General features: G+C 46.3%; 11 protein-coding genes and 2 pseudogenes. 2 read left to right on the forward strand and 11 right to left on the reverse strand.

The window, feature by feature from the left end:
• The first annotated feature begins 677 nt into the window (after window positions 1-677).
• Complete coding sequence (locus V513_RS11665; RefSeq protein ID WP_099772858.1) at window positions 678-3,392, forward strand: HD domain-containing phosphohydrolase; 2,715 nt, start codon at window positions 678-680, stop codon at window positions 3,390-3,392.
• Window positions 3,393-3,942: 550 nt separating this feature from the next.
• Here the strand turns inward: V513_RS11665 and V513_RS11670 are convergent.
• The 11 genes and pseudogenes from V513_RS11670 to V513_RS11720 form a co-directional block, all read right to left on the reverse strand.
• A complete protein-coding gene (locus V513_RS11670) occupies window positions 3,943-4,911 on the reverse strand; it encodes an ABC transporter ATP-binding protein (RefSeq protein ID WP_099772859.1) in 969 nt (322 codons plus the stop codon).
• Window positions 4,908-5,894 carry an ABC transporter ATP-binding protein gene (locus V513_RS11675; RefSeq protein WP_099772860.1) on the reverse strand — a complete coding sequence of 329 codons (987 nt, stop codon included), beginning with the start codon at window positions 5,892-5,894 and terminating at the stop codon, window positions 4,908-4,910. The genes V513_RS11670 and V513_RS11675 overlap by 4 nt, the downstream gene beginning before the upstream one ends.
• A 5-nt stretch (window positions 5,895-5,899) precedes the next feature.
• Window positions 5,900-6,877, reverse strand: a complete 978-nt coding sequence (locus V513_RS11680; protein ID WP_099772861.1) for an ABC transporter permease — start codon at window positions 6,875-6,877, stop codon at window positions 5,900-5,902.
• Window positions 6,877-7,857 carry an ABC transporter permease gene (locus V513_RS11685; protein ID WP_099772862.1) on the reverse strand — a complete coding sequence of 327 codons (981 nt, stop codon included), beginning with the start codon at window positions 7,855-7,857 and terminating at the stop codon, window positions 6,877-6,879. Before V513_RS11685 ends, V513_RS11680 begins: the two co-directional genes overlap by 1 nt.
• A gap of 111 nt (window positions 7,858-7,968) precedes the next feature.
• Window positions 7,969-9,618: an ABC transporter substrate-binding protein gene (locus tag V513_RS11690; RefSeq protein ID WP_099772863.1), complete on the reverse strand. Its 1,650-nt coding sequence runs from the start codon at window positions 9,616-9,618 to the stop codon at window positions 7,969-7,971.
• A gap of 307 nt (window positions 9,619-9,925) precedes the next feature.
• Window positions 9,926-10,771, reverse strand: coding sequence for an ADP-ribosylglycohydrolase family protein (locus V513_RS11695; protein WP_099772864.1), 846 nt, complete (start codon window positions 10,769-10,771; stop codon window positions 9,926-9,928).
• A gap of 25 nt (window positions 10,772-10,796) precedes the next feature.
• Window positions 10,797-11,896: pseudogene (locus V513_RS14360) on the reverse strand (MFS transporter).
• A gap of 443 nt (window positions 11,897-12,339) precedes the next feature.
• A pseudogene (locus V513_RS14365) lies at window positions 12,340-12,907 on the reverse strand (DUF4256 domain-containing protein).
• A gap of 121 nt (window positions 12,908-13,028) precedes the next feature.
• Window positions 13,029-13,493: a hypothetical protein gene (locus V513_RS11710; protein WP_218962716.1), complete on the reverse strand. Its 465-nt coding sequence runs from the start codon at window positions 13,491-13,493 to the stop codon at window positions 13,029-13,031.
• Window positions 13,494-13,711: 218 nt separating this feature from the next.
• Complete coding sequence (locus tag V513_RS11715) at window positions 13,712-14,884, reverse strand: MFS transporter (protein ID WP_099772865.1); 1,173 nt, start codon at window positions 14,882-14,884, stop codon at window positions 13,712-13,714.
• Between the two features lie 213 nt (window positions 14,885-15,097).
• Window positions 15,098-16,510: a DUF1254 domain-containing protein gene (locus V513_RS11720; RefSeq protein ID WP_099772866.1), complete on the reverse strand. Its 1,413-nt coding sequence runs from the start codon at window positions 16,508-16,510 to the stop codon at window positions 15,098-15,100.
• A gap of 1,442 nt (window positions 16,511-17,952) precedes the next feature.
• Here V513_RS11720 and V513_RS11725 point away from each other — a divergent pair.
• The gene (locus V513_RS11725) at window positions 17,953-18,309 is read left to right on the forward strand and encodes a helix-turn-helix domain-containing protein (protein WP_099772867.1); all 357 of its coding nucleotides are present in this window, start codon (window positions 17,953-17,955) and stop codon (window positions 18,307-18,309) included.
• Window positions 18,310-18,356 lie beyond the last annotated feature (47 nt).

Genomic DNA, 18,356 nt, shown 5'->3' on the forward strand with positions numbered 1-18,356 from the left:
CCGAAAGATGGAAATATAACTATCGAATTTCTCGAAAGCTATAGCAAGAGATAATTTCTTCGACGGAAATATGAGTTTGCTAAGTACCGAATATCCCATTCCCATCGATTTCACAACAAGGAACAGCTGTCATGTTTGACCCGGATCGAATTACAGCGGTCAGCAATTCTCGACTCACAATCCCGGTTTTGTTGAAGAGAGATGATACTATACTCCAGCAAGTATCATGCAGAATCCGAGGTTAAGGATCTTGTTTCTCCCTTTGGATGACTGAATTACGAGTTGTGATATTGCTATGGCATGAAGTTGCATGACTCAATTTGATGCGTAATATGACGAAGGATTGCTATTATATGTAATAATTGTTTTTGAGTGTCTTCGGGTGTGCTGTCTCACGTGTAGAATCGACGATTATTGAAGGCATAGTAATCACTGGCAATTATTTCGTCATGAGTTTGAATCGTAAGACCATCATGTTTGTTCAAGAGAGGACATCCTGTATACAATTCGTAGGAGTTTAGGGTTTTAGCCTTTTGTGATACTTGTACAATGAAGCGAAAACTCTTGGGGCTGGCTTAGGTGGTAAGAATGGTTAGCGGATTCTGTGAAAAGGAGCTTAAATGATTTCGATTATCATATAGACTTAATCGACAATTACAATTATCAAGGTGAGGCAGATGAGGTTGAGAAAGAAGAATATTTCAATAAAGAGTATCATTACTATCGTGACTGTTTCAGTACTGCTCTTTTCGACAGTCGTTATAGGATACCTGATCATTTCAAGATGGTTATCCTCGGCTGAAAAAGCGGCTGAAAGAATAGTCGAAAACGTTGGGGAAAACATCTACAATCAAGTCTCCTCGTTTATGCATATACCTAACAGTGTGAACGATGTCAACCATAAGGTTATTGAATATGGAATTCTCGATTTGTCAAATGAAGAGCTCAGAGAGAAGTTCTTTGTGGGAGTGTTGAGCGCTCAAAGCCCTCATATATATAGCTTTAGTTACGGCACGGCAAACGGGGAGTATTATGGAGCCCGCAGAAATGAAAAGGGAGTCATTGAAATAATGCGAAATGACGCCTCTACGGGGGGCAACTCATGGTACTACTCGGTTAATGAGGATCTGACCGCAGGGGAGAGGGTCGTTCAAGCCGGTAAGTTCGACCCTCGTACACGCGCCTGGTATAAGGCCGCCGAGGAATCTGGAGGGCCGGCGTTATCTCCTTTATACAAGCACTTCGTGATGGACGACCTTACAGTCTCCTTCTCGTGGCCAGTTTATGATGCCAGTGGAAGTCTTCAAGGCGTAATGGGGACACATATCCTTCTTTCTGACATTGGTAGTTTCCTTGTAGATGCTGTTCGAGACTACTCAGGTTACGCAATAGTTGCCGACAAAGAAACGGGCTCTCTAATAGCGAACTCTATGGGTGTTGATAACTTCACAGTTCTTCCAGATGGCTCTTTCAAGCAGCACACCGTTGACGAAATCGGCTTTCCCGATATTGAGAAGGCTTTCATTCAGTCCACTACAAACCGGGAATCACCTTTATTCTACAGAGGTGAGGAGGAAAAGCTGTTCATTAACATGCGGGAGATCGAAATACTCAATGCTACATGGGTTGTGATGTCCGCAATTCCTGAAGCCTTCTATATGAAGGACGTGATAGACAGTATCCATCTGACCGCGATTATCGTTGCGGTTGCCTTAGTGCTCTCATTGATTATTTACAATGTTTTCGCGAGAAAATTGATGAAGCCTCTAGACAATCTGATTGAGGTTTCAACTGCCTTGTCTAGAGGGGATCTGTCTAAACGAGTAGAGGTCGTTAGAAATGATGAGATCGGGATGATTTCTGAAAGCCTGAACAGAGTTGCAGACAAACTGCAATTCTTGATCAATAACCTTGAAGAGAGTGTGATAGAAAGAACCAGGCAACTGCAGAGGACAAATGAGGAATTGAAAGAAAGCAAGAATCAGCTACAGCTTCTGCTTGACTCCACCGCAGAAGGGATATATGGTATAGATCTGAATGGTGACTGCACATTCTGCAATGCGAGCTCTGTAAAGCTGTTGGGATTCAGTGGTCCAGAAGATATTCTCGGAAAGAACGTTCATCGGTTGATTCACTACAGCCGGCGAGATGGAACGAAATTCCCGATTGAAGAATGCAGGATTGTTAGGTCTATCAAACATGGGAGAGGTTTCCAGGCGGATGACGAGGTCTTTTGGAAAGCCGATGGCTCGTCTTTTGACGTTGAGTATCGTTCCTATCCTCAAATGAGAAACGGAGAAGTCGTTGGCGGTGTCATCACTTTTTCAGACATCACCGAGCGCAAAAAGAGAGAGGAGGAAATCAAATACCTTAGCTCTCACGATGTTCTAACCGGCCTTCTCAACAGAAGCAGTTTGGCTCAGATTCAGAAAGCAGTCGATGTTGAAGAGAACCTTCCCATATCCGTAATCGTTGCAGACATTAACGCCTTGAAGATGACAAATGATGTCTTCGGCCATGCGGCGGGAGACGAGTTAATAAAAGAGTCAGCCAGAATCCTTTTAGAATCGTGCAGAGAGAGAGATCTAATAGCACGTGTGGGTGGCGATGAGTTTGTCGTTATTCTTCCGGGAACGAGTGAAGAGGAAACTGAAAGTATTGCTTCACGAATCAAAGAGGGCTTCTCCGATGCCCGTGTCGAAGCAGTTAAATGCAGCATTTCACTTGGCTTTGATACTAAGACCCGAGCCGATCAGTCACTGGATGAAATAATGGCCAACGCTGAGAGCTCCATGTACAAAGACAAGACGATACACCGAAAATCTTTGAACAGGCAGTTAATTGACTCAATTATCGATACTCTTCACACAAAGTATCCTATGGAAAAACAGCACTCTATTGCGGTAAGCGAATTGTGTGGGGAGATCGGCTCTGCCATGAACCTTTCTCAGTCGCAGATAAACGTCCTGAAAAGAGCCGGATACCTCCATGACATAGGTAAGATCGTACTCGACGAAAGCATCCTTTCCAAAGATACCTACACGGCTTTGACAGAGGAAGAAAGAGAGAAGATAAAGCAACACTCCATTGTTGGTTATCGAATTTTGAATCTCTTCGACGAAACGTTAGACATTGCCGAGTACACTTACAGCCATCACGAAAGGTGGGATGGAAGCGGCTATCCGAGAGGTCTTAAGGGTGAGCAAATTCCTCTAGTATCACGGATAATATCTATAGCGGGAGCCTACGATCGCGTAATGAGCAGGGTGGAGGGCACGTTAGAAGAAAAGAGGAAAGCTGCGTTGAAGGTGATAAGAGAAGACGCCGGAAAGCAATTCGACCCAAATATCGCCAGGTTGTTTGTTCAAATGATTGACGGAAAGAACGCTTAGGTGAAATGAAAAGCTTGTATTCTTGAACTAATGATGATGCGTGGATTCATCAAATCGGACAGATGATGATCTGATTTTTCGAAAGAAAGTCCATAATAGAGGAAATACCGGCCCACTCACGGATTGCTCTTTCTTGATGCAATGGCTTATCACGAGGGCGACAGATTCTCCTCTGATACAACTCAAGAACAAGGACTCACCTAGAAAGCTTGATTGAGGTTCTGCTGGTCAGGGCTTGCTAGATGTAGAACGGTAAGTCTCGTTTTGGACAGTGGCTTGAAGCTGCTCCGCCTCCGGAAGGCCAACTCATTTCGATTCGAAAGTGAATCCCGATTCAATTATCTGCACACAGGCGGAAACAACATCTCGATCGTAGAGCACTCCGGAATTCTTTTTCATTTCAGAGAGCGCCTCCACAAAACTAAGGTGTGAACAAGCATGCGAGCAGAACCACAATTTCATATAAAGGCTTTTCGGATTTGCAACACAGTTTTTCTCGAGAAGGATTAGTAGAAATGTGGCTACAAATCCCGATCAGGCGTCTATAAAGTTAAAGAACGCATCGAGCGTAGTGGTCATCTCCGATCTTCTTCATAGGGGGTATCTCAAGTGAACAGACCTCTTTGGCGAAGGGGCATCGTGGGTGGAAGCGACAGCCGCTCGGCGGATCGATCAGGGAGGGTATTTCTCCTCCCGTAATGAGCGGTTTTCGCTTTAGACCCATTTCTGGGGCCGGTGCCGCTGATTTAAGAAGCTTGGTGTAAGGGTGGAAAGAGTTCGTAATTATCTCTTCTGCCGGACCGATTTCCATGATCATTCCCGCATACATGACGATTATCCTGTCGCTCATGTATCTAGCGCCTGCCAAATCGTGGGTAATGTATATGAATGAAACTCCGTGGCTTTCTTTGAGATTTAGCATCATATTCATTATGCTCATCCTGTTTGAGACATCCAGCATTGAGGTCGGTTCGTCGGCCAGTATAAGATCCGGTTCGACGGCAAAGGCACGGGCTATGTTGACCCTCTGTCTCTGTCCACCGGAGAGCTCGTGGGGAAACTTCCTCTTGAACTGATCGGGCGGTTCAAGGCCTACCTGTGTCAATGTGCTGTCGACCTTTTCACTGACGGCCTTCCTGTCTTCGGCAATCCTGTGAATAACGAAGGGCCGTTCCATGATTTTCCCTATTGTGCGCGTCGGGTTCAACGCCCCGAATGGATCCTGAAAGATCATCTGGACTCTTTTGTGATACTTGAGTTCTTCTGTGCGAGTCATTTTGCCGCTCAGCTCTCTGCCCTCGAAAACTACGCTCCCCTCTGTTTGTCTGTATATACGTGCTATCACGTTAGCCGTCGTAGTCTTTCCGCTGCCAGACTCACCGACAATCGCCAGCACTTCGCCGCTTCTCAGAGAGAACGATATGTCGTCCATTGCGTGAACAAATTTGCCGTGTCTCCTCAGTGAGTTCACGGGGAAGTGTTTTCTTACCCCTTCGAGGACCAGAATGTCGCCGTTCAAAGGGTTTCAGCTCCTTTGTGCAGGAAACACGCCACACTGTGCCGAGGGTCCACTTTTTGAAGAGCCGGGCAGGACTTTTCGCAAATGTCCATTGCATGAGGACAGCGTGGATGGAACCTGCAACCTTCAGGCGGATTTAGAAGGTCGGGCGGTTTTCCCTCTATCCCGCCCATTCTGGTGATCTTGCCGGTGAGGGATGGAAAGGAGTTCATGAGTCCTATTGTGTAGGGATGTAGCGGCATGTTGAACAACTCATCGGAGTTGCCGTACTCCACAATCTTACCTGCGTACATTATTGCGAGAGTGTCGCTGATTTCCACAAGCAAAGAGAGATCATGCGTTATGAATATCACAGAGAATCCCAGGGACTTTCTCAGCTCCTGTATCTTTTCGATTATGGTCCTTTGTACAACTACATCCAGTGCCGTTGTAGGTTCGTCCATTATTATCAGGTCGGGATTGAGGATCAAGGCCATCGCTATCATCACCCTTTGCTTCATTCCTCCCGAAAGCTGATGAGGATAGGAATTGAACCTGTCACGAGGAATATCTACGAGCTTTAGAGCCTCTAATGCTCTATCACGTGCCTCGCTCTGTCTAACTTCACCGTGGGCATGGATGACATCTGTGAGCTGCTCTCCGATTGAAAGAACGGGGTTGAGGGCATTCATCGCCGACTGAAAGGCCATCGAGATATCGACCCAACGGATTTTCTTCATCTCCTCTTCCCTAAGTCCAACCAGGTCGGTTCCCTTGAACAACAAACTGCCGTTTTCAATCGTGGCATTGTCCTTCAAAAGCCTCATAATTGCGAAGGCAAGCGTAGACTTTCCACACCCAGACTCACCCGCGATACCGAGAAAGCCTCCCCGTTCGAGATCGAAAGAGACATCGTCAACGGCATGAACAAAACCGCTCTTGATCCTGTAGCCGGCCACAAGATTCCTGCACTGGAGTAGCTGTTCGCTCTCTTGTCTATTCACTCAAATCATCTCTTCCTAAGTTTCGGATTGGAGATCTCGTCTATGGCAAAATTCATAAGGGCGAAGGAAGTACCGATCAAAGCTATGCAGATACCGGGAGGAAGGAACCACCACCATGCGCCGGACAGAAGCGCCCCGCTGTTCTGGGCCCAGTATAGAATCGTTCCCCAGCTTACCACCGATACGTTGCCCAGCCCCAGGAATTCAAGAGTCGCTTCACCCATTATTGCCGCCATAGTGGATGTGAAGAAAGAGGCCATAACTAGCGAGATCATGTTCGGGAGTATTTCCCTGAAGACTATGTACAGGGGCCTTTCGCCAAGAATCCTGGATACTCTCACGAAATCCCGGTTTTTGAGACTCACAACCTGGGAACGAAGTACCCTCGTAGGCCATGGCCAGCTAGTGAGCCCCAGAATCAAGACTATGGGGATGACTCCCTTCACGGTTATGTAAGCGGCAATTACTATCATTAGAGGCAGGCTTGGGATAACCAGGAATACGTTCGTGAACAGGGAGATTATATCATCCACTATGCCGCCGAAATACCCTGCCACGAGAGCCAGAGTAAGGGCTAGAAGCGTTGTGAAAAGTCCAGTAATGAGCCCAACTGCAAGTGTGATTCTTGTTCCATAGACCATTTGGGAGAAGAGGTCCTGGCCTGCCCGTGTCGTTCCCAGCAAGTGGTTTCGGGAAGGTTTGGCGTTGAGCGGAAGTTTTGTGGTGACTTTTTCGTAAGTAGTTGTTATAGACTGCGTGTATACTCTTTTTTCGGTAAATTCGTCGATCTCCTCCCTCTCGACCGTCTTAGTTCTTCCAATTTCCTCTTCGACTATGCTCAGAACTTCAACCTTGTTTGTCTTTGGATCGTAAGGCGCGATCAGCGGCGCGAATATCGCTACGATAGAGAAGAAGGCCAGGATTATCAGCCCGATCAGTGCCTTACGATTTTCGATGAAAAGCGAAAAGACGTCTCTGAACATCACTTGCCACCGTCCCGGACGCGTGGGTCTAGTATGAGGATCGCGATATCTGCAATGAAGTTCGCAACTAGAACGGCCACCGAAATGAAGAGAAAAATGGCCTGCATAAGAGGATAGTCTTTGCTTTGAACGGCCTGATACAACATCAGCCCAACTCCCGGGTAAGAAAAGACCATTTCAGTGAGTAGGCCCCCTCCAACAACGAAGCCAAGAGACATTGCAAAGCCCGTGATTGAAGGGAGAATGGCGTTTTTCGCTGCGTACAAAGTCTTGATTCTTCGCAGAGAAAGTCCCTTTGCCTCGGCGACGGTTATGTAGTCCTCCGCAAGAACGTTTATCATATTGTTCCTCATAGTCAGGATCCATGCACCCATCGAAGAGATGACTATGGTCAATGCTGGAAGAATCGCATGCTTGACTACCGAAAGGAAAAACTCAAGAGTGCCTCTTTCCAGTTGCGGAGTATAGGCATTTCCGAGAGGAAAGATGGGAATTCTGAAAGCTAGAAAGTAGATCAGCAACAAACCGAGCCAGAAATAAGGAAAGGAACGTACGAAAATAAAGAGCCCCACGGTGAAAGAGGCCAACTTCGTATTGCGTTTCCATGCAACGCCTATTCCAATTATCGTGCCAAGGAAAAAGCTGATAATCGTTGCCGTACCCATGAGGCCAACGGTCCAGGGAACGGCAACCTGGAGAACTCGCCCGACCGGTGTCGGGAATCTTGAAATAGAGATTCCAAGATCACCTTTGATAAGGTTCAGCAGGTACTTTCCGTACTGGAGCAGGAGAGGATCGGTCGAATCTACACCGAAGGCGGCCTTTATAGCTTCGAGCGATTCAAGGGGAATGCCCTGCATCTTGTCCATCAAATCCTGTGCGGGATCACCGGGCATCATTCTCGGTATGAAGAAATTCAGGGTGACTGCCACGAACAAAGCAAATAGCAGCAAACCGATTTTTCTAGCGAAGTAAGCCAATGCTGTTCAGAAAGAGCTCTTTCCAAGCAGAAAGAAAGCCTTTCTTACCCCCTCTCTCTTGATTTTTAACAAAACCCGCAGGCAGTTAAGCCTGCGGGAAATATCAGATGATTAACGCAGATGTATAGAAAGCAGAATGGGCATCTTGTCCATTCCGGTCGGTCTCGGTTCCGCGTACGGGTTTTCGGCGTTGGGCCAGCCGACAAAGTTCCTTGTACTGTACTCGAACCATACGGGATTAAAGAACATGGGAACGGATGGAAGATCTCTCAAGAAGATTGTCAATACTTCTTCCATTACAGCGTCCTGGGCTTCGGGATCGGTAAGCCTCTTGTAACTATCCAGGAGTTCGTCGATTCTCTCGTTCTTATATCTCATCCCGTAGTAGTTCCCGGCATTTTCGCCGATCGGCGCCCAGTGTTTGGAATGAACCCAGTTGTCGAACTGGTAGTATGGGCTGGTTCCTGTCACGGATATGCCGAACAGCATCTCGTAGTTGCCGTTGTACATCATGTCTTTGTAGGGAGAAGGCCAAGCTGCCAAAGTAACGATGGCCTCTATTCCGATCTCTTTCAGCTGCCTGGATACTTCCTCGGCACCCATTATCCAGTCGGTCCATCCCGTTGGCACGTATAGATTCAACGATAGCGACTTACCGTCCTTCTCGTAGATTCCGTTCCTGTTCAGCTTATAACCTTCCTTCTCGATAAGGTATCTTGCATAATCGGGGTCGTATTCAATTCCATATTCGTTTAGACCCTTCTCAGCGAGCCTTAGGTAACTCGCCTTAACACCGGCCAGAGAAGCGGGAACGGCGCCGCTAGCCATTATTCTGGTTATCTCGACCGGATCGATCGCGGCCGCAATCGCCGCTCTCATGTTGTAGTTGTCGAAGGGCCACTTGAGGTTGTTGAGGTTTAGAAATACCAGGTTTCCCTCAGGCAGCCAGTACTTGAAGTGCTCTGGATCGGCCTTTACAAAGACCTCGTCTATGTTTGCAACGAAGTAACCTGCCCAGTCGAACTCGCCTCTGGCAAGTCTGAGAGGGACCTGCTCGTTTGTAGTTGTGAGTGTCAAGACTTCGTCGATATAGGGAAGAGGCTTTCCGTCTTCCCCTATCTGCCAGTAATTCGGATTTCTTACCACGCTGAAGGACTGCTCGCTGAACGAGCCTTCCTTGAGAACGAATGGTCCGGTGCCCACAGGAATTCCCTCACCTATCCAGGTCAGAGGGTCATCGACTTTCGACCAGATGTGTTCGGGGACAATGAAGACGCTGGAGAATCTCTGAATGATAGTCGTGTTGACATCGGAAAAGGTGAAAGTAACGGTCATTGGCTTGTCTGACCGGACTCCAACAACGCCTGTCGACCACAGGCTTGAGACGTCAAGTGCCTTGTTATTCTTTCCAAGGTTTACGGTGAAGAGTACATCCTTCTCGGTAAAAGGTGTTCCGTCATTCCATTCAACACCTTCTCTCAGGTTGAAGGTCAACTCCAGGAGATCGTCAGACCACTCATAGCTCTCTGCCAGCCAGTTCATGATCTTTCCCGTCATCGGGTTGAAGTAAATGAGAGTTTCGTAGAAACCTCCAATCGCCATTTCATTGGAATTCGGCGAGAAGGGATTGAAGTTCTCTATCAGAATCCCCTGTTTCATCGAGGTAATCCTGAGCGTACCCCCTCTCTTGATATCCGCTGCGAACATGACTGCCGATGTCACTAGGAAAACAACAATGAGAATTACTAGAACCCTTTTCATAAACACCCCTCCTTTACAGGTTTGTGACTATTAATATGATTATAGAGTTTTTCACAGACGGTTCCAAAGTCAAATATAGTTCTTAAGAAGCAGGAGAAGCCGTTTATTGACCTTAGCTCCCCGGTATCGTGGTTTTTATTATGATAATACATATATACAAAAAACTCATTGACGAAGCTTTGGAAGATTCTTTCTAAAGTGGCGGAAGCCGCTACTCGCTGTAACTCTTATGCAAGGGGAAAGCCTCAAGGCAGGGCAAGAATAGGTGAAATCATCACATAGAAAGGCTTTATGTCTGCCTGAAGAGCTAGAAAATTATGCCCAATCTATCGAGAAAGGCCTCCCATTCGTCGTAGATGAAACGAAGCCTCCTGTCCAGGTAAGAAAGAGTTTTGAGGCGTATCCAGTCAGGAACGCCATAGTAAGCCTGGGCTATTGCTCCGGTTATTGCCGCAATGGTGTCGCTGTCTCCACCCAGAGATACTGCGGTCCGGACTGCATCTTCGAAGGAGACTGATTCAAGGAAACATTCAATAGCCTGAGGGACGGTTTCCTGGCAGGTCTCACTGAATTTATAAGTGTTCCTTATTTCATCGATCTTGAAGTCAAGGGGATAGTAGTCCTCAGATACCCTGCTTCGAATTTCTCTCTTCGAAAGGCCATGGCGCGCAAGGAAGATGGCCATGACTGTAGCTTCGGCACCTTTGATCCCTTCCCTGTGATTATGAGTGACAGAAGTTACCGCACTGGAGAGGCTTATAACCTCTTCCTCTGTCTCTGCAACGAAACCGACTGGACTGATCCGCATAGCAGCCCCATTTCCAAAACTGTTATATGGTTCTGGAAAATCGTTAAAGACCCATCTGCCAAACATTCCACCGTAACCGCAGTTCGGGTAATCTCTGCCTATTTCCTGCATGTATTTGACGGCCAGCATTCGCAGCAGCGAGAGATAATCGCTGTCTGTCCTACTTTTTATCTCCGATTTGTTTATACTCTTTTCGGTCTCTATTATTGCCTTTGCGACGGCTAGGGTTATTATGCTGTCATCTGTTGCAAAGCAATCTTCTGTAAAGAGTTCGAAATTCTTGTCGCGGTGGTTATTGAATTCAAATCTCGATCCAACTACATCCCCGGTAATCGCTCCAAGCATTGTACACCTCGTAAGCCATTCATTACTACCCAATGGCAAGGTTAAGGGTTTCGGTAATGGTCGGCATCAAGACTGCAAGAATCCCAAGATATAAGGGATACAGCCCAATGTTCACGCCGTTTGCAATCAGGCCAAACAGAGGGGGCATGAAAGTTGTGCCGACATAAGTGCTGACTTTCTGAATTTCAATAATTGCCTGCGAGTTCTCCCTTCCAAAGTTCGATGGGGTCGCGTGAATTACTGACAGATTGGCGTAACTCAGTCCTATTACAATCAAGCCCGCCAAGGCGAAGATCTCGGACTTGAAGGGAATGCCCACAAGAATAACTCCCATAGTCAATGTTGAGATCCCATAGCGAATCAGTCTTCTATCCCCGAACCTCTCGACGATGAAACCATTCAAGAACCTGCCGACAGTAATTCCCGGATTGAAGAGCGATGCAAACATGCTGCTGTTTCCATATTCACTCCTCTGTGCTCTACTAGATAACTGCTCGCACATAGTCCAGTAGTTGTTTCTAGTCCGCAGTATCCAAAAAAATGCAATGAGAACAAACGGAACACCTCTCATTCTAAGCGCTTTGCCAACGCTCAGAGGCTTCGAAGAGGTTTACTTTCTCCATTTCTTTCACTCTTACCTTTTCTCCAGAGGCAAAGGCCACTGAACAGAACCAAGGTCAACACAATCTGGATAACAGACACCGCTCCATATCCTCCACGCCATTTCAGGCGGGTTCCAAGCGCGTACCTCTGCCTGGAGGCATAGTGCAGGACAACGTAATTGTTCAGTGTGGCATCGACGTCACCGGCACCAAGGCCGAAGGGTATAGCCTACAAACAGATAATTACAAAGGAATTCGCAACCGAGAATCCAATGAGAGCAACTGCCGTCATACCCATGCTGTTCGATGTTACGAGGCCCGTGCCAAGTTTTCGATTCAACCGATCTGACAGGAGGCTTGAAAGGATCGTTCCGCCGGCAATGATCATTGAAACAATGCCTGCAAAAGATAGAGGAACTGCGAACACTTCCCCCATCACTGGCCAGGCAGAGCCCGGCAGAGAATCCGGTAAGCCCAGACTGACAAAGGCTACGTAAATAATGACGAGTAAAAAAGAGAACATATGCTTCCTTTCGGACTAGATCGGGAAAAGTCTTCTCTCACTTCGCTTCTTCAGTAAACTACTCTTTCGAGGGAGCTTTGAATCCTGTCATTTTATGGAGCAAATACTCAAACGTTTCGAACAGAAAAAATAAAGAAAGGAGACTTTCCAGATGTTCTAAATGCAAGTATAAGTTTCGAGTTGATTATAGCTTATTTCATCTTCGACTGTCATCCTTCCTTCTCAAAAATCGCTGGTTGACAGACAGATAATCAAATCCAAATCTAACTCAAAGGTAGGTGTTCTCGATCTCCCTCATCTCGACTTCAAGTAGATTTATTTTGATGCATCAACTTGAGTAGATTCAATTATGATGCATTACGTCCCTTAGATAGCATTTTCTTTCGCTTCGAAGCTTGAAGAATCCGGAGAATTCTCACCGCAGAATGAAATGATTGTCTTTCCTATACCTTCAGTGAACCCCTGAAGCCTCTGATACTGTAGTATGAATCGGTGCCATTATGATAGACGAAGACGGTGCCATATCTTCGGTCACAGAAAAGAGCGCCGCCCAGTTTTCTTATGCTCTCCGGAGTCTTCACCCGGCTGGATGTCTTTGTATCAAAGCTCCCGAAGCTCTGCAGCTCCCTATACTGAGCTTCCGTCAGAATCTCGATGCCCATTTTCTCGGCCATATCGATGGCGCTATCGGACGGCTTGTTTCTTTTCCTCGACTCCAGGGCCTGCCGGTCGTGCAAAGGCTTCTTCGCCTGTGGGGCTCTCGGGTGAGCAGTCATAGAAGACGAACTCTCCCGTATCCTTGTCATACCCAACGACGACGGGTTCTCCTCCGGTAATCTCGATCTCGTTTAACGACCAAAGCTTCTCGGGATTTGCCTCCAGTCTTTTCCGGACATGGGCCCAGTCGATTGCCCTGTGACGATTCGAATTACTCTCAAATCGCAATCTCAATGTCTCGATCAGTTTCCCTTGTCCTTCAAGAGACGGATCTTTGCGATCTTTCTCTTTCACAGTTTATCTCTCCTCGCTTCCAGTGCTTTGTATAGGTTTAGAACAACTGCCAATACGGGCAACCACAGACTGGTATCTACTAACAGTATAGCAGATAGAAGAGATCGGCTTTAAGAAAGAATCAATCCCACATGAGTGTGCAGTCAGAATCGACGTAGAGGGAACGGCTGCCACACTTCGGGCAGGGAAAGGATGTCAGGATCTTGCCGATTCTCTCTTCGATTGAGCTTTCATCGGGGTTATGATCGATTCTCTCGAGCGTTGATCTACACTTACCACAACGGTAACTGGGTTCAAAACTTCCATTGTCATAGTCAAGGTGAATGAAGAATCTGTCGAATAGCTCGTTGCATCCTGGACATCTGTAGATGTAATGACCGTAGTCATCGGCAAGAACTGCGTTCTTGCTTTCTATAAGCATCTTTATCTTCTCGATGGTCTTTTTCGAAGGAATGAGTGATTTCAGGATGGGCGACTTCGATTCAAGATTCAAGATGTTGTGTGGAGCGTACATCATTCCGACACCAATCTGGAGATTCTTCGAATAGTCGCATTCCTTGCATCGAATAATTATACCGATGCCCATAATAATCAGCTCCCGGAGTGAAGTAGTAGTCTCAGAATGAGTGCTTCTAAATATGATGATAATACAAGAGTGAGTTCTCTTTTCTTCGAAAGAGATGTTGTGATGCTGCTCTTTTGGTGAATCATTCTAAATCCGCGCTTGAGAAATGAGTCCAGCTCTTGAATTTCATACGACTCGATCTACGCTCGTTCTGAAAAAAGCAGTCTCACTTGCTATATTCATGGAGTTGCAAGCTTCTTTCTCTTTCGCTGAATAAGGTACATAGAAATGAAGATGAGGAGGGCGGCCGCTATCTGAACTCCGATAACTGACATTCCATAAGCAAGGTTTGTTCTGTCGCTGACTCCTCCAACTAGAATATTCGTCGTAACAGCCCCGACAGAGCCCGCAGCTGCAAAGATTGCCAAGACCGCTTCGCGGTTCTGTCTGTAGCCGGATACGATTATCGCTTGCAGCGTTGGAAATGTTCCCGAAAACCCCAGACCTGTTATGAAGACTCCCAGTGAAAGAAGAATAGAATTCCCCGCAAAAAAAGCTATAGAAAATCCTTCCAGAGATATCGTTCCGAGAACTACGAGAGTTCTCTGGAGTCCGAATTTGTCGACAACAACTCCAGTCACTATTCTGCCGACGAACAGACCGAATGCAAGAATAGATGTTGTGAGACTGGCCATTCTTAACGGCAGGAGCTTCTCCTCGTAAGCGAAACTCGAGAGCCATGAAAAGAGACCCACCTCATAACCAACATACAGAAGCCCTCCAATAGCCACGAGCCAGAACATCGAATCTCTCGGCAAAGTGATCCTTCGCTTCTCGACATCTGAAAGCGACTCTTTCGCAGCTTTTTTCCATACAGTCCATGAAAGAAAGGCCACTACAAGAAACAGCACTGCAGCAATAAGGATGGGAACATTCCACATACTTGTTTCGGTTAAGACGGCAGAAACTACCAAAGGAGCCACGATGCTCCCCAGTGCAAAGAAAGAGTAGACTGAATTCAGTACACCCCCAGTTCGCTTGAAAGCTAACTGCGAAACGCCGAGCGCAATGGATATCTCCGTTGCACCCAATCCGAAACCAAACAACAGTCTTCCTATCAGAAAAGTATAGTAGGTCCGTGAAAGCGCCATGAAGATCACTGAGAAAGTTATACAGGAGATGCCGAGCGAAGCTGAAAGAAATGGTCCAGACTTTCTTGAGAGAGCTGCGGCAACAATAACGGCTACCTGATAGAGAAGGGATGGGAGACCAAGAACAAGACCTGTCATGCTGTGGCTCATCCCGAGTTCCACTGCAATCGCGGGTAAGGCACTGTTAATGGATTGGGTAGCAAACCCCATCATAAAGTAGAACAGCGACGCAACTACGATGAAGATCGATGTCAACTTCATAAATGCCTCCGGTAACGGGGAAGTCGTAATCAAACAAAATCAGTCTAAGTTTCCCGACTGCGAAGAGTGTAGCACACTTGCCGGTAAACTAATGAATAAGGCAGCTGAGTACATGTAAACCGCATGGCTTTTTCCGTTTGCCTAGTATGCCCGAAACTGGCAAATGAAATGATAATCAAGGTTGCTATTAGCTACAAGGCGTATCTGTTAGAATTACCAATTCTGATTAACAGGTGATGCCTTTCTTACAACAGGCGGACAGTAGAGAGGATCCAGTCCTTCCGGTGCCGGTATATAGATTCGCAACGTCATGGTGAATTTTTCGTCGGGTGCTGGAAGCCAGTTAGATTCTTTGTCTGCGCCTGGTGAGTCATGCTGCAGGTACAGAATCAATGAACCGTCTTCAGCATATTTGAGGTCGGACCTGTCGCCTATAGAGTATCTGTTGAGTGGGTTATCGACCATGAATTGATTTTCGTCGTACATTGTAATTGACCAGAAGCCCTTGGGATCAACTGGAGGCAACTCCTCCTTGCTGAAGGAAATCACGTAGTTGTGCTTAGAAGCATCTAGTGGCTCTCCGTCACTGTCAAAGAAACAGCTAGGATAGTAAGCCTCTTCGAGATCGTTTCCATACAATCCCATATGAGCCGCCGAAGCTCTTATCAGATAGTGCCCCTGCATCCTCTCTCTGTTCCCGAATATTCTTCCCGGTAAAGACCAGCCATTTGTGATACTTCCCATTGTTGTGCCTGGATGATAAATCGCCTGCCGTGCTTCGGCTATCGCCGATTCTATTGCCTCTCGAACGGGTTCGGAAAGTTTTGACTCATCGAATGTTTTGCCCGGGCCAACCCCTATCTTTGAGAAACTCTGGATGAGGGCTTCTTCGGAAGGATGAATTTGTAGCTGGCCGAGAAGAAAATTGAAGTAGCCTATGAAACCTGCCGAATCGGCGACGGTCTGGTCAAAAGGAGGAAAACTCTCCATTTGAAACGCTTCGGGAGAAGGAGCCCCGGAATATTCACTCATAGTATGCAGTGAACACTGCTGCTGAATCTCAATGACACTCTGCAAATCTCCTGGCTTTTCGCTATTGACAGCAGTCCTTACTACGCAATAAACATAATTTCCCTCGCTGTAGAAGACATCATCTATTCCCGAAGGGATCTCGCCTTCCCAGTAAGGCCCTGCCACCATTACGGTCACAGCGTCTGTCCCAGTGGTCCTAGAGCCCGCATACGCGAAATTGTGAGTGTACATATCTACAAGCTGCAGAGAGAAGTACCTGTCTTGAACTCCCGGAATGCCTACCACAATCGGTTCAGCCCTCAAATCTAGCCAGGCCGTTGAGTAAATAGTATCGTTGTTGGGCCGTACAACTGTCTTGCTATCCGGTCCGAAAAGAGTCTTGATCCTGGTAAATGTGTTGAATCTTCCCGAACTCACGGCCTCTACATACATCGTTCTGTAATTCTCTAGCATAGGGTAAGCGAAAATGTATGCGTCTTTGGCCAATGAGTTTGCTTCGGAAGGGTCCGTGGTGAGTTCCTGCTGATTGGAGAAAACAACTGAAAACAACATCAGGAAAGGTAGACAAACAAATAACAGCCTATTCGAAATCATGTAAAAGCCCCCTCTCTGCCTTTAGCAGCGATGTTTCATACTGAAAAAGAACCTAAGACCTGATTCTTTCTAGGCTATAAACCGTACTTGAATAGCATAATGTTTTCAGTGGTAAATTCGTATGCATTTGAAAGAGAGTATTCATAATCATTACAGTAATAGTCAACAGCTTCTTGACCAAAGAACCTTGCTATTTTTGCAGAACTTATTTCGTTTTTTAGCTAGAAGTGGAATTCACTCTCCTAACGCTTTGGCCATCTGAAATCTCCTGTTCAGAAAACCAGGAATGTAAAGTTTTTCCATCGCCCCGGTCAATCAATTAGCAAAACCCAGTCCCGGACTTTCTTCCCTTGAACTTCACTAAAGAAATGCATGAAAGTTATTCCAAGAAACTAATGCTGCACACACACTTCAAAACGTCTGAATGAATATAGTTAGGTTCCATAATCTTCTGGGTTTGTAAATACTCTCCAAAGCCAAAGGTGAAAGCTCGGCAGTAGTTGTGATATGCCGTTTCCAGTTCATCGGACTTCCGATGGTTAATATATCGTGGCTGGATACTGAAACTCAACTGATGGGGATGTCTTCGGTAACCTTAAATCTAGCGGCTTCTGGATCGTGAAACTGGATGCAAGCGGCAATATCAAACGGCAGAAGTGCTTTGGAGGAAGCGGATACGAAAAAGCTACTTCTGTTCTTCAGACATCCTGCGGGGATTACGTTATTGCTGGCCAAACAATGTCAAATGCGCAAATGTCTTGGATAATCAATCGGTAGGAGCTTGTGTTTGCTGGATAGTAGGAGTGGATGTTGCCGTCAATTTCCACTGGTAGAAATGCCTCGGCGGGAGCTACTCTGAAGACGCCAATGAGGCAAATACTGTTCTGACGGGGGAGCAGTAATTGTCGGCCAGACAGTATCAAATGATAGAGATGTATCGCATAACAAAGGACAGATCGATTACTCGATGGTGAAGATTGACGGCCTGGAATGACAAATCGTTTAGAGCAAATCTGAAGCCAGTCACTGAATGAAATCACTAAATGGATATCGGTTCTTTTTGCCTTAGAAAATGAGAGCATTGTTCTTGCTATTTCTCTTGTCACAACGAGTTTCGCACATAGCTATGTCAAAATGGGCGGGGTCTAGAGAGCTCCACCTATTTCTTACATCGTAGTTCCTCTCCACTTGACCGATTTTCGAACTGGAAACAAGAAGTGGTTGCAACAGATTGGTCTACCGCGAAGAATTTGTTGACAAACTGGCCTCGAAACCATTACCCAGAGTGATGCCCGGAAATGTTTGATAGCCTCAATAAACACTCTACAAACAAACATCTTCGTCAAGACGGTTTTTGCCCGTGTTTTAGGGATAACAGTCAAATTTGGAATGATTATGTTAGATTATATTAGAATATAGCGGAAAATAGTGGAAGGCGCGGAATGAAAATGGTTGTTATGGATGGAAGGAAGTATTATGAAACAAAAGAAGTGGCGGGGATCTTTAATTGTACGCCGTGGACTGTAAGAAAATGGATAAACGAAGGCACGCTCAAGGCAACTAGAATCGGCAAGAGGTATCTGGTCGACGAATGGACAATCCAGAAGAAACTTGACTGGAATGCAAAGGGCGGCGATGAAGAGAAATTCTCGACCGTAAGAGAAACAAAGAAAAAGTCAGAAAGCCGTGAAGTTGTTGAATCCGGATTGCAGACGGTTAGATTTGAGAAACTTTCCGAGGGAAGGTATGCAGTCTTCAATGAAGAAGGGTTCCGGATCGGAACCCTGATAAGAGACTAATAGCAAAAGAATGGCTAGAGAATGGTTCAGGATCTTTTTTCGCGCTC

The sequence above is a fragment of the Mesotoga sp. H07.pep.5.3 genome (assembly GCF_002752615.1).
In the GTDB taxonomy this organism is placed as follows: Bacteria; Thermotogota; Thermotogae; order Petrotogales; family Kosmotogaceae; genus Mesotoga; species Mesotoga prima.

Coding starts and splice junctions, on each gene's coding strand:
- V513_RS11665 (WP_099772858.1), top strand. CDS start 678: ATGAGGTTGAGAAAGAAGAATATTTCAATAAAGAGTATCATTACTATC.
- V513_RS11680 (WP_099772861.1), bottom strand. CDS start 6,877: ATGTTCAGAGACGTCTTTTCGCTTTTCATCGAAAATCGTAAGGCACTG.
- V513_RS11690 (WP_099772863.1), bottom strand. CDS start 9,618: ATGAAAAGGGTTCTAGTAATTCTCATTGTTGTTTTCCTAGTGACATCG.
- V513_RS11695 (WP_099772864.1), bottom strand. CDS start 10,771: ATGCTTGGAGCGATTACCGGGGATGTAGTTGGATCGAGATTTGAATTC.
- V513_RS11710 (WP_218962716.1), bottom strand. CDS start 13,493: ATGGGCATCGGTATAATTATTCGATGCAAGGAATGCGACTATTCGAAG.
- V513_RS11715 (WP_099772865.1), bottom strand. CDS start 14,884: ATGAAGTTGACATCGATCTTCATCGTAGTTGCGTCGCTGTTCTACTTT.
- V513_RS11720 (WP_099772866.1), bottom strand. CDS start 16,510: ATGATTTCGAATAGGCTGTTATTTGTTTGTCTACCTTTCCTGATGTTG.
- V513_RS11725 (WP_099772867.1), top strand. CDS start 17,953: ATGAAAATGGTTGTTATGGATGGAAGGAAGTATTATGAAACAAAAGAA.